Here is a 13,185-nt window from a genome sequence, read left to right as displayed (position 1 = left end):
CTAAGAATAAGGACTTTCGTATCGGCCGAGCTCAACCAAGATACTTTTGGTCTGGGTGTAGTGGCGCAATGTTTCCGGACCATTTTCTCGGCCAAGACCTGAATGTTTGTATCCGCCAACAGGCATTTGAGCAGGCGAGTTGCCCCACGTATTCACCCAACAGATCCCAGCTTCAAGCTGATGGATGACTCTATGGGCTTTGGCCAAGTCTTGAGTAAATACCCCTGCAGCTAGGCCATAATCTGTGTCATTCGCTCGTGCAATAACCTCCTGCTCGCCTGAAAACTTAAGCACTGACATAACAGGACCAAAGATTTCATTTTTGACATGTGGCATATCATCTGAACAATCAAAAAAGACTGTCGGAGCAACAAAATTACCTTTCGCTAAGCCATTATCTGAGATTTGGTAGCCGCCAGTAAGAAGCTTGGCACCGCTTCGTTTAGCAACTTCAATGGCTTCTAAAACTTTATCGAGATGCTGACGAGAAATCAGTGAGCCAATTTGAGTATCCCTATCCATAGGGTCGCCGACGACAAGCTTTTCCGTTCTTTGTTTTAACTGGCTCAAAAAAGCTTCATACTGCGATTCATGCACATAGACTCTTGTTCCGTGAGTACACACTTCACCTTGGGTATAAAAGTTGGCCACCATGGCAGCAGACACCGCATCGTCTAAATTCGCATCCTCAAATACCACCATAGGCGATTTGCCACCCAGCTCCATAGTCACGTGTTTGAGCGTTGCAGCGCTATCAGCCATCACAGCCTTACCTGTTCCCGATTCGCCGGTAAAGGACACTTTCGCAATATCAGGATGTGCGGTTAACATTTGTCCAACTCTATGATCCCCTTGCACTACGTTAAATACCCCATCGGGTAAGCCGGCCTCGGTATAAATTTCTGCCAGCTTTAACACCGACAGAGGGGTTTCTTCAGACGGTTTAAAGATCATGGCATTGCCAGCCGCGAGCGCAGGTGCAGATTTCCACATAGCAATCTGAATTGGATAATTCCAAGCTCCGATACCTGCGCATACCCCTAATGGCTCACGCCTAGTATAGAAAAATTGGCTTTCACTCAACGGCTGCTGTTCACCTTGCATCGCGAGCGCAACTCCCGCGTAATATTCAATAACATCGGCACCTGTCGCAATGTCGACCTCGATGGCCTCTTGCAAAGGCTTTCCAGTATCAGCCACTTCCAATGCTGCAAGTTGATCATTACGCTGACGAAGAATTTCAACCGCCTTTAACAGAACTCGGCTTCGCTCGACAGGCGTCATTGCCGACCAAATTTGAAATCCCTTTTTGGCCGACGTTATTGCCAAGTCTAAATCGTCAACACTAGTTTGGCCTATCTCAGCTAGCGGCTCACCATTAGCTGGATTGTAAGTAGTAAAGGTTTCACCTGACGTGGCGTGACATGCACACCCACCAATATATTGAGATTTTATTTTCATGTTGTACTTAGTATCTTTTTGTTTTACATAGTCAATGTGCGAACAACTGCCTAGATTAACGGATGTTGAAACCTACCTTATGGCATCAAGACTAGCGTGAACTCATCTTCTTCGAAGCGGCTTTTTATCGATTAGGACCGCAATACCATACTCCGCTAATTCGCTTTTACATTGACGATTTACGTAAAAATAAAATGCCGCATAATTGATTAGAGTTCAAATCAATTTTCACAAAACTGCTACCTAGCACCATTAAAATGATCTACAGATTAACAACAAACTCATGTCAAAAAATGCGCTTTTCATTGTAAGATATCACTAACCATTGATGTTTACAGAGTTATCAGCAATAATGTGGGCGGTTTGCCAAGTAAACTTACTGAGTATTGTTTTGCTAAAAAGAATAAAATCAATAATTAGAACACTAATGATAGGTTTATTTCTAAATGATGTATGAAGTACTAGAGCTTATTTATCGACAGCGTCTATTTAGCGCTTCTGGCATGATTTTTAGGCCAGTGTCCGTTGTTGATGCTGCATCCTTATTTGATGCAATCAGTGTGCGGGCATTCCATACTGACCTACCACTTTCAAAACTTAAAACGCTGGGTGAAGCCAAGAAATGGTGTCTCGAACGATCTCTCGATTGGCAAACAAATGCATGTTTCGTCTGGACATGCCTAAGTGAGAATGATTTATCACTTATCGGCCAAGTCACACTACTTCCAAGAAGTGACAACTTTGCCCTAGCGTATTGGGTGATGCCAGATCGTAGAGGACAAGGTCATGCCACTAGCATGTGCCGAGAAATACTCAAACAGGTAAGCAAAAGTGGTTACAAAGGAAACATTTGGGCTGGTGTTCATGGCTGGAATGACAAAAGCAAAGCCATTTTACTTAAGCTTGGCTTTGATCCAATCAATACCGAGAATTCAGAGATAGATGAGTATTCTTTAACCATAACTTAAAGCTAGAGCATTCATATCCTTGCAGTACTTTTCACTGCTGCAAAATACAGTGAAATAAGTGCTTAAGTTTGTATCTAGACTATCCTTTCTATTACTGAATTGACCACTTTAAGGTAAGAAAATGAATAGTATGATACGTTACTTTTTGTGCCTATTGCTGCCTCTGCTTACAGCAAATATCGCTCTAGCCAATACTGTTAAACTGGCTAATGGAGAGTGGGCACCCTATCAATCCAAGTCTCTAAAAAACGGCGGCTTTATGACTCAACTAGTCAAAGAAGCGTTCGAAGCTGAAAGGTACCAAGTCGAATTTACGTATATGCCTTGGAAACGAGGCTTTGAAGAAGCCAAGCTAGGCAATTATGATGGCTCACTTATTTGGAGCAAAAACCCAGATAGGGAGCAATTTTTTATTTACTCCGATCCTGTGATTACGCTTAGCACTGGCCTATTCCAGCAAAAAAGTAACCCTGTAAGCTGGAGCACAAAAGATGATCTGAAAAAATACAAAATTGGTGGGGTAACAGGTTACGCTTATGGTATCGAAGACATGGAAAAGGCCGGTCAATTAGAAATTCAACGTATTGCAAGCGCGGAAAATAACTACAAAAAATTAAGTGCCGGACGTTTGGACATTGTGTTAGAAGATATGGACGTTGGGATGGAGACCATCACTAGCCTTAAACTGACTGACAAAATAGAGCCCAATGAGAAGTCACTGTCGGCCCGAGACTACTTCGTCATCATATCCAAACAATCCCCACGCTCAAAAGAGCTGGTTGATGCATTTAATCGCGGGTTAGCAAAGCTCAAATCTGAGGGCAAACTTAAGGCTTATCGTGAAGCTTCAATAAAAGGTGAGTATAAACAATAAAGACAATACTCACCTTTCGACCAAAGGCCCTGTCTGGATATGGGCCTCTATTTAGTCTTTGATTCACCCCAAATCATTGCAACAAACTCAGGGTGATCGACAAATGGGTTGCGATTGTTCTGAAATTGATACACCGCCTCATTTCGGTCTCGCTCTTTTCGGTCTACCGGGTCATCGGCATGCCAACGCTTGAGCATTTCAAGAACCCAAGGCTCAAACACAGAGTCACGAGTGCCATTTAACACAGCATCAGAATTACTGGTATTGCCTTCCCAACTTGCAATCTCATCTTCGTATCGCGTCGCCATATAGAAATACACTCGGGCTAAATCACCTTTAAATTCGTCCACAGGTTCAAATACGATACCGGAGTAATTCAAATAGTTTGCTGCGTAACCCAGTTTAGAGCCGTTTGATGATTGGTATTCAGAGACACCAACTTCACCAAATGGCCAATTCCCTCGCTTTGCATTCACATAACCATCTGATGCAAATAGATGATGACCATCTGAGTTCATCGGCTCGATTTTTCCACCAAACCAGCTTTTAGGAAATGAGTGCTCGCGGTTGTAGCAATCTCCCTCGCGACGATATTGGCCACATTGATCGACCTTAGCGGTATAGTTTATCGAATCGACACCGGATGCGTTTTCCGAGTAGATATCGAGGAGGCTGCCATCCTTTTCGTAATAGCGATCAACGTCTATTGAGCCGACCAAATTCCATACCGCCGAATAACCCTGCGGTTGATGCTGTTTGATGATGTTATGTAAAGCCGTTTTCAGAACAAAACCTGACTTGCCCCGCGCCGATTGGTAGTAGTCTTCCCCCTTGTCTTTGCCAGCACCTAACACAAAGCCATGCTCAATAGAATAACGAAATACGCCTCCCGAAGCTAACACCTGCCCATCAAGGCTGAGACTATAGGAGCCTTCACCATAACCGCAACACATCCCATCGCCTTCAGAATCACGTATCTCAAGCACATAATTACCGGATTCTAAACACATCGTCTTATGTTCGATCTGATTGTTACCATAGCCTGAGCCAGTATACAGCTGCTGATTTTGGCTATTTTTTATCGTCCAACTTGTCTCAGCGCCATAATCATCAGTGCTGAGCTCAAGAGTCACATTGTACAGTGGGCAAGCTCCCTTGAATTGTTGAAAAGAAACATCACTCACTCCAACATTTGATGGGGAAGTGTCAACATTCGCCAAGGCATTAGCAGTGACAAGAAATGAGATATAGAGGTACTTGTTAATCGGTAAAATCACTTTGCATCCTTTTTGGCTTAACAAATTTGCAACACAATCTACGTGATAACCGCTGGATGACAAATAGATAATTTATCGATACCAGTAATACGACCGCCTAAAAACCAGAAATTTGTACATGCATCTCAATTTTATTGCTTATTCTCTGCCACTTCGCCAACAAAGCGATTGATTTGGCCTGCGAAACTAGTGATTTAGCCACTGAAAAATTAAGCGAGTAAACTCTGGATGGATCAAATACCCAATAGAGGCATGAGGATTTGAGCGCCCTTCACTCACCGTAAGGTTATAGATATGGACGTCTTCAATTGGTTGTTCAAGCAAGCCCAATCTAGACATCTCAATGTAATCATTACTGACCTGGGTATCGTGTGAAATAAAGTCATCCTCTGCCGCCAGATTGCACCATCTTCTTATATTGGTGGGGTATTTCTTAAACCCTTGATTTTGACTCCCCTTAAGATGTTTCTTAATATTTTCATCTGCCAAAGGTGAGCCCAATGTGACAAAAAGATCGACTTTTTTCCTAGAGCCATACGTTCGTCGATATTCGCCATAGTGCGAAAGCTTCCATAGATCATCGAAGCAGATCATAGAACCTAAGCTATGTCCCACCAGCATAATGTCATCTCCGCTATCCAGCGCCTGTCTTAAAATTGGAGTTAACCGACTTCTCACATCACTCCCATAGTAGGAATCACTATTCCAGTAGTGAGCCATGTCGGGAGCAACCAGTTTAATCAAAGGTGTGGCAATACCGAGTTTGCCAAGCGGCGCCGAAAAGATGTCTGCCAGTGCTTCTTTGAGAAAGCCGGCTTGGGTCAATGCTTGATAGGACTCTTGATTAAACTGCTCTTTGGTGTAGTTTTTTAAGTTCTCTAATGATAGGAAGCGCAGCGCCGCATTTTCAGTCGGCTTGCGCAAAAACTCATTGGATAGGTCACCGTAGTAAATAAAATCCTTTTTGACTGATCGAAACTGCTCAATAGCCTGTTGACCAAAATCTCTAAAGAGGCCGTGATTTATTGCTTCATACCAGAGCTGTTCTAAGTCCTCTTTGGATGGTTTTTGTGCACGGCCATGCACAAGAATGATCCTTTTTACCATCAATTTACATCCTGTGATATTAAGTGTGAAATCAGTGTTAAAACATAGGTTTTTTATTGATGCCCACCATTACTATTGAGCGCTGCAATAGCCTCAATTTCTATTTTTAAGTCAGAGTGAATCAATGCCGATACCTCAACTAAAGAGCAAGCAGGTAGGTGATTTTGATAGACATCAAACAACTGCTGACGAATTGACGAAAGCTGGGTTATGTCTGTGACAAATATCGTCACCTTGATCAAGTCAGATACCGAACACGCTTCATAATCGAGTATTTTCAATAATTGAGACAGCACTTCCTCAGTTTGCTTACTCAGTTCACCGCACTGAACATCTGTACCAAATGCTGTTAGTCCGGAAATATACAGAGTTTGATTATGCTTTGTCGCATGCACGTAAGGACCTGCGATCACCGGCAAAAAGTCATAGCTACATTTTTGAATCATACATTACTCAGTTGGCTCAAATTTCTTTGTCATTCCTTGGCTAGCTGGAGAAACCAATTTGTATCCCAGCTTTTCATAAAACTTGGGCTCATCGGCTATCATCGAAACATAGGAACCTTCTAAAGCGACCGATGCGAGATAAGTATCAATGTATTGCATCACTTGTTTCCCCAATCCTTGGCCTTGATAATCTGGGTCCACCGCAACATCTACTACCTCAAAGTTACAGGCTCCATCCCCCACAACTCGGCCCATGGCAACCAGTGTCTGATCATCATGAATAGCGATGGCATACAAGCTATTTGGCAGTGCAATCGTGGCAGCCTGCAGTGATTTAGCCGAAAGCCCTGCTTTCACACGCAAATGACAAAATTCACTCGGTGATAGAAAATTTTCTACATAATTCAGGGTCATACAGTTTTATATTTCGATACAAAAAAATACATTGAAATATACTGTAATTATAAACAGGCAATATCAACCATTTTCTTCTTTTTGGTGAGAAAAATTTTCACCAACCCACAAATATTAAACTACTCTCATATACAGATACCATTTGGAGGTTGACATGTACAACAATGTCCAAGACCTACATAAATCGTATACATATATTGTACTCACGGTTATCATTGCCAACTTATTGCTGGGGGGATACGTTTTATTTAAAACACATACCTTATCTGTGCTCAAGCAGCAACTCAGCGAAAACTACGTAAACCAAATTCAAATTAGTCAAACGCTTGCCATGTTACAAACCGACATGGGGTACCTAGGCTTTATTCATCATTTCAAAAACTACGTCATTCGCCGAGATGATCAGTACTTCCAAGAGGCAAAACAAAGCTATCGGAATGTGAAGCAACATATACAAAAACTGTACTTTTTAGTTAGCGATGTGGCATTTTTGAAAGATATCTCGATTGTGGAGTCAACGGCAGATGAATATTATGAAAAGCTATTGATGGCAAAAGAAAAAGGAACCCGTTTGTCCACGGCTGAACTGGATAAACTGGTTAAGGTAGATGATATTCCTGCTCTAAACGCCATTTTGAGAACACATCACAAAGTTTTACCCGAAGTCAATCGAATATTAGACGTAACCGAAGACCAAGTCAGCAAACTGACAGCTTCTATGTGGATCTTTAATATTTTTCTCGTTCCTATCGTGTTCTTTAGCACTTGGTTCATATTACGTGTGGTACGAAAAACCAACGTATACGCAGAAGAATTGGGGGAAATATTTAACTTATCACCTGATGGTATTTTATATATTGATAATGAGGGTAATATATTAGGTGCAAACAAAATGGTCAGTGAGATTTTTGAATATACAAATAAGGAGCTAAAGCGGTTAAAGGTCGAAGACCTAATTGACCCCAACATAAAAGACAAACATATTCAGCTAAGACATCAATTTCAAAGTCAGCAACAATCACGGGTTATGACCGACCGAAAACAGCGCATTCAAGGTAAAACCAAAAGCCAGATTGATGTTGAAGTACAAATTGCTATTTCTTCTACCATCGTCGATGACAAACCTCGCACCATATGTGTTATACGAGACATGAGAGAACATAACGAACTTAAAGAAACCGCTGAACTAGATTATTTAACCAGTTTATATAACAGGCGAAGTATCGATAAAATTGTATTCAATGAAATCACTCGCGCTGATCGGCAAAAGTCACCTGTTTCATTGATATTAATTGACTTAGACAACTTTAAACAGGTCAACGATGAAAAAGGTCATGATGCCGGAGACCAAGTATTAAGTCAGGTCGCCAGATTTCTGCAAGAGCACACACGCAACTATGATTCAGTATGTCGCTGGGGTGGCGACGAGTTTGTTATCGTATCCCCTGGTATGTCAGAAAAGGACGTCACAAATTACGCCAATCGACTCATTGAGTCATTTCAGCGTTCCCCTGTCAGTGATGGCTTAATGAATTTTAGTATCGGAATCTCTACTCATACCCCCAAAAACCCCTACGATGCAGACTCACTATTTAGGCATGCAGACCAAGCGCTATATCACTCCAAAAACGCAGGGAAAGGACAGGCTACTCACATTAATGACATGGACCAAAGTGAAGTTAAAAGCAAGCCTGTCAATTTATAGACTCACTAGCTGCTCTCAGCTTAGTCAAGAATTGAAGAGGCCGTCACTTAAAATTAATCCGACATTGTCCAAATATAGACTTCTTAGCCTACTCTGAATATAAGATAAGTCTCCCTCAGACAAAAAGAAGAATTGGTACAATAAATATGACTGATCCCGTTCAAGCCTTAGTAAGCGATCCACAGAACTTAGTAACGGAAGCACTGAGTGCTTTATCCAACAGTCAAGACCTCACTTATTTAAATAATTTGCAAGATACCGAAATTGCAAACCTTATCGAGTCAGTCAATTTATCCCAACGTATTTCCATTATTGAAGCTTTGCCCGCTGAACGCTATTGGCCAATAGCGAGGCTATTACAATATGATACCGCCAAACACCTTCATCGATCACTGAGTGAAAGCGTTCTCAATGACAGAATGTCTTTTGTCACAGAGAGTGACATTATAAATTACGTGGGCTTTTTATCAGAAAGCTTCGTTGATGAGTTTTTATTATCCCAAAGCGCCGATACCGCGACTCACCTACAACAAGTGCTATCGTATGATGATAACAAAGTTGGCCGCTATACCGAACCTTGCTTTATTGTTGCGAACATACAAAATAGTGCTGGGCTTATAAAGAAAAAGTTATCTGAAAAAGGCGACAACCAGATACAAGTGGTCATTGTCCGTGACCAAAAACAAGTTATCGGAATAGTAAGCCCAAGTGTATTAATGTTATCGGAAGACAATCTTCGCCTACGGGAAATGATGACCCAGACCCCAATAGTTAATGACAACGACAACATTTACGACATAGGTATTCAGCTGCCTATCGACGGGTCAAGCCAATGGTTTCCTGTTATGGCTGAGGGAAAAATATTAGGGGTATTATCCTTGGTCTCTATCATCAGTGCCCTTCGAGAACAAAGCCTCCAAGCCGTAGTTCAAGAAAACGTAAGAAGTGAAGAGGATTTGTTTACTCCACTCCATGTCGCCGCCCGCCTGCGAGCTCTGTGGCTCATCATCAATCTCGCCACCGCTTTCGCTGCCTCGGCTATTATTGGGATATTTGACAAAGCAGTTGAGCAAGTTGTTGCCTTAGCCATTCTTATGCCAGTCGTCGCTAGCATGGGGGGCATCGCAGGCAGTCAAACACTTGCTGTTGCTCTTCGTGGGATCGCACTTAACCATTTACATACAGGAAACATAAGACTACTGGTTAAAAAAGAGCTTAAAATTGCCGCTTTCAACGGCGTAATAATGGGTGCTGCAATAGGAATCATTGTTTACATGGTTTTTCATTCGGCCCTACTATCTATCATCATTTTCATAGCGATAAGCCTCAACAGTTTAGCGGCAGCCGCGTCTGGAACACTGATTCCATTTACGTTGACGAAACTTAAAATTGATCCTGCCGTCGCCGGCTCTGTGGTACTCACAACGGTCACCGATATCGTCGGTTTTTTCGTTTTTCTAGGTTTAGGCGCACTGCTTCTCTTATAACTCAAAGCGCAACCACATTAGGTTACATTTGCATTTTAGGGGCGTGGGTTGTCATAAATATATGTGAAAATACCTTCAGGTAAGATATTGAAAAAACCTGTAATTTCCCAGCCTTGCTTAAGTTCATTGCCAAAACTTGTCAATAACTCGATATTAAAAGTGCCATTGGCGATATCAACGCTAACAACTCTTGCTTCATCAAAGCCAAAAAAGGTTTTAACATGAGGATACACCGCTTTGTAAAAGCTCTCTTTTGCAGAAAAAATCAACGTTATACCCCGCTCAAACGACATCGGACTGCCACAAAGTAACTGTTTTTCATGTTGATCGAGGATCTGATCAGCGAGCTCATCAGCCAACTTGACTGTCATCCAATGCTCAAAATCAATCCCGAGAAATCGATGTCTTCTTTGTTCCGCAACCGCCGCTGCTACCACCCTATCTGAATGTGTAATTGAACCAACCAAACCTTGTGGCCAAATTGGAGAGCGGTCTTTATGTGTACCAATTTGTGGCTTAGTACCATGAATTTGCTCTATTGCTTGGCGAGCAACAATACGACCTGCAAGATATTCCGCACACCGTTTATCAACCGCTTTAGCCAAATTAAACGGGAAATCGACTTGATGATGACCAAACAAACTCTGATGATATGCATTAACATCCAAGCCACTGTGCTGTACTTCAATCGTATCAGGAACGTTTAGCGGACCAATGGCGGATGGACAAAGAAATTTTGATATATTCAAATTACTAACTTTTTAATGATTGATTTAGGAGAGCTTAGACTAACAGCCAAGCTCTATTTATTCATCTATCTATAGGCAATTTAAACGCTAGTACATCTGTTTAAACACCTGCTCTACTCTATCTAGGCCTCTGACCAAAGTTTCTCTTTCTATGGTAAGAGGAGGCAAAAACTTTAACACACTGTCATTGGCACCACAGCACTCCAATAATAACTTTTCCTCAAATAGCTGTTTAGATATAAGCTTAGCGATATTATTTTCCGGAATTTCAAGCCCCCACACCATACCACGCCCTCGAGCAGACATATTTAATGCAGGAAACATTTTAACCCACTCATGTAATCGTCCTCCAATAACTTGGCCTTTACCCTCTACTTCGATAGAAAATTCGGTACTTTTCCAATATTCAAGTAATTCAGTGGCGGCAATAAATGCCAAATTATTGCCACGAAATGTTCCAGTATGCTCGCCGGGTAACCATTGGTCCCATGTCGGCCGAATCAAGTTTAATGCCAATGGCAGCCCACCACCGATAGACTTTGACATACAAATAATATCAGGTGTTATTCCTGCAAATTCAAAACTAAAAAACTTACCCGTTCTTCCGTTTCCGACTTGAATATCATCAATAACGAGCAAAATATCATGCTGCCGACAAACATCCGCTATTTGGTTTAACCATTGCTTAGAAGCCGGGTATATACCTCCCTCACCTTGCACCGTTTCCAAAATAATCGCCGCAGGCAAGGCAACACCACTGCTGCTGTCTTCTATAAGTTGCTTTAAGTATGAGGCAGTGTCCACGTCTGCCCCAAAATATTGGTCATAGGGCGCATGGTAGACATCACTTCTTCCACCATTCGTTGATTGGTGATAATAGTTATTGCCCGTAAGTGCAAGCGCACCTGCGGTCAAACCATGGTAACCGCGCGTAAACGCAATGACATTTCTTCTCCCAGTGACTCTGCGAGCCAGTTTTATTGCAGCTTCTACTGCATTTGTTCCAGTTGGCCCCGTAAACTGAATTTTATATTCCAAACCTCTGGGTTTTAAAATGATATCGTTAAACTTTCTGATAAAGTTTTCTTTAGCAAGCGTTGCTTTATCCAAACTATGTAAAATCCCTTTCTTACGAAGGTACGCAGATATAGCATCTAACATTACATCCGGATTGTGACCATAATTTAATGTGCCAGCACCAGAGAAAAAGTCGATATATTCATTGCCTTCCACATCCCATATATAGGCATTATCAGCAATATCAAATACTGCTGGAAAAGATCGAATATAGCTTCTCACTTCCGATTCCAAACTTTCGAAAATCTTCATAGCATTCCCTTTCAACTACATTAGTTTATTATTTTGATTTTTTATAAAAAGCCATCACACTGATTATTATCATTAATCCACATACACTATATAAAAAAGCAATCCCCCTTCCTGAGCCTGTACCAATAATGCCTCCTATATTATTTGCCAATAAACCTCCATCTTGAAACATGGGTTCAAAGATAAAATCAGCAAGAGGTCCAGCAATTAAAAAAGCCAAAGGTAAAGACATTTGTGTGACTAATGTTTGAACACTCAGTACTCGTCCTTGTAATTCACTCGGTACTGAAGTTTGCCATATCACTTGATTAATACTTTCAACCATGACGAATAATAAAGTAATCATCAACGCGATACCCATTAATAACCATACCGTAATGCTATGATTGATAAAGACAAGTGAAGAACTGATCAAAGTCATACCGATAAACAATAATATCCAACATAGGAAAGCATTTTTGTCTTTGATTTCACTTAGAAACATTAAAGCAACTGAACCTAGTAACGTTCCTACTCCCGCAGCAGTTAACACTGTGCCCAATTCTACAACTGTGGCAAAACTTAGCACTAGGGGTGTGAGTAAAACATGAACAATGCCAATACTGAAGTTAACAAGACCCATAAATATAAGCAGAGATAATAAATACTTGTGGTTAAGCAAATATTGGAAACCAAATTTTATCTGCCTAAATACACCCACCTTCTCTGCTTTATTCTGACTCTCTCTTCCATCATTTCGATTGATTCTTATCACAATGAACGAAAGAAGAAATATGGCACTAATAAAACTTACCACATCAAAAATAAAAATACCTTTTAGACCAATAGTGACAAGAAAAAACGCAGCTAGAGCAGGTACTGATAATTCCACAATACCTAAACCGCCCTGTGAGAAACCTTGATACTTTATCAAGTTTTCTCTTTTGACCAGTACAGGAACCAAAACTATAAAGCTCTGACTAATAAAGCTATTAAAAACTGAACCCAAACTGACAAAAACAAGTATCCACTCCAAATTTAGTATTTCCTTTGTGTATAAAAGCATCATAATCAGTGAACATAAACCAGCACCAAAGTGTCCAGCGATCATGATGCTACCTCGTGGGAAACGATCGAGAAGAGCACCGACTAAAGGGGTAAACACTAGCTGTGGTGCAAGGGCCGCAAAACCTATTATGCCGTATGCTGTTGCGGAGTTAGTTTGCTTGTACACCCATTGTCCTAATGCAAAGTCTGTCATGAGCGTTCCCAAAAGAGAGACAAGCGTAGCGGCAAGCATTAGAAAATAAGCCAGATTACTAAACCGGTTATCAGAGCTTTCCAAAACCGTATTGGTTGGTTGAAACATAGATTTATTCCATATTAGAC

The 13,185-nt window shown here is 41.3% G+C and carries 11 protein-coding genes and 1 pseudogene; 4 read left to right on the top strand and 8 right to left on the bottom strand.

Annotation, left to right across the window (positions count from 1 at the left end):
* A complete protein-coding gene (gene betB / locus QQK21_RS04080) occupies positions 1 to 1,461 on the bottom strand; it encodes a betaine-aldehyde dehydrogenase (RefSeq protein WP_284190928.1) in 1,461 nt (486 codons plus the stop codon).
* Between the two features lie 446 nt (positions 1,462 to 1,907).
* Between betB and QQK21_RS04075 the strand changes: the two genes are divergently transcribed.
* Together QQK21_RS04075 and QQK21_RS04070 are read left to right on the top strand one after the other, a co-directional pair.
* Complete coding sequence (locus tag QQK21_RS04075; protein ID WP_284190927.1) at positions 1,908 to 2,429, top strand: GNAT family N-acetyltransferase; 522 nt, start codon at positions 1,908 to 1,910, stop codon at positions 2,427 to 2,429.
* Positions 2,430 to 2,550: 121 nt separating this feature from the next.
* The gene (locus tag QQK21_RS04070) at positions 2,551 to 3,303 is read left to right on the top strand and encodes a substrate-binding periplasmic protein (protein ID WP_284190926.1); all 753 of its coding nucleotides are present in this window, start codon (positions 2,551 to 2,553) and stop codon (positions 3,301 to 3,303) included.
* A gap of 47 nt (positions 3,304 to 3,350) precedes the next feature.
* Here QQK21_RS04070 and QQK21_RS04065 read toward each other — a convergent pair.
* The 4 genes and pseudogenes from QQK21_RS04065 to QQK21_RS04050 all read right to left on the bottom strand — a co-directional run.
* A pseudogene (locus QQK21_RS04065) lies at positions 3,351 to 4,454 on the bottom strand (HNH endonuclease signature motif containing protein); the annotation flags it as partial.
* Between the two features lie 312 nt (positions 4,455 to 4,766).
* Positions 4,767 to 5,687, bottom strand: a complete 921-nt coding sequence (locus QQK21_RS04060) for a hypothetical protein (RefSeq protein ID WP_284190924.1) — start codon at positions 5,685 to 5,687, stop codon at positions 4,767 to 4,769.
* Between the two features lie 53 nt (positions 5,688 to 5,740).
* A complete protein-coding gene (locus tag QQK21_RS04055; protein ID WP_284190923.1) occupies positions 5,741 to 6,133 on the bottom strand; it encodes a RidA family protein in 393 nt (130 codons plus the stop codon).
* A 3-nt stretch (positions 6,134 to 6,136) separates the two neighbouring features.
* The gene (locus tag QQK21_RS04050) at positions 6,137 to 6,547 is read right to left on the bottom strand and encodes a GNAT family N-acetyltransferase (protein WP_284190922.1); all 411 of its coding nucleotides are present in this window, start codon (positions 6,545 to 6,547) and stop codon (positions 6,137 to 6,139) included.
* Positions 6,548 to 6,701: 154 nt separating this feature from the next.
* Here QQK21_RS04050 and QQK21_RS04045 point away from each other — a divergent pair, with 154 nt between their 5' ends.
* The gene (locus QQK21_RS04045; RefSeq protein WP_284190921.1) at positions 6,702 to 8,252 is read left to right on the top strand and encodes a GGDEF domain-containing protein; all 1,551 of its coding nucleotides are present in this window, start codon (positions 6,702 to 6,704) and stop codon (positions 8,250 to 8,252) included.
* A 146-nt stretch (positions 8,253 to 8,398) separates the two neighbouring features.
* The gene (locus QQK21_RS04040) at positions 8,399 to 9,739 is read left to right on the top strand and encodes a magnesium transporter (protein ID WP_284190920.1); all 1,341 of its coding nucleotides are present in this window, start codon (positions 8,399 to 8,401) and stop codon (positions 9,737 to 9,739) included.
* A 35-nt stretch (positions 9,740 to 9,774) separates the two neighbouring features.
* Here the strand turns inward: QQK21_RS04040 and QQK21_RS04035 are convergent, their stop codons facing one another.
* From QQK21_RS04035 to QQK21_RS04025, 3 genes are all read right to left on the bottom strand, one after another.
* Positions 9,775 to 10,488: a 4'-phosphopantetheinyl transferase family protein gene (locus QQK21_RS04035; protein ID WP_284190919.1), complete on the bottom strand. Its 714-nt coding sequence runs from the start codon at positions 10,486 to 10,488 to the stop codon at positions 9,775 to 9,777.
* Between the two features lie 87 nt (positions 10,489 to 10,575).
* A complete protein-coding gene (gene ectB, locus QQK21_RS04030) occupies positions 10,576 to 11,817 on the bottom strand; it encodes a diaminobutyrate--2-oxoglutarate transaminase (protein ID WP_284190918.1) in 1,242 nt (413 codons plus the stop codon).
* Between the two features lie 28 nt (positions 11,818 to 11,845).
* The gene (locus QQK21_RS04025; RefSeq protein ID WP_284190917.1) at positions 11,846 to 13,165 is read right to left on the bottom strand and encodes an MFS transporter; all 1,320 of its coding nucleotides are present in this window, start codon (positions 13,163 to 13,165) and stop codon (positions 11,846 to 11,848) included.
* Between the last annotated feature and the right edge of the window lie 20 nt (positions 13,166 to 13,185).

The sequence above is a fragment of the Vibrio zhanjiangensis genome (assembly GCF_030161235.1).
GTDB classification, from domain to species: domain Bacteria; phylum Pseudomonadota; class Gammaproteobacteria; order Enterobacterales; family Vibrionaceae; genus Vibrio; species Vibrio zhanjiangensis.
The sequence above is the reverse complement of the archived record's forward strand: the minus strand, read 5'-3'. Positions and strand labels throughout refer to the sequence as shown.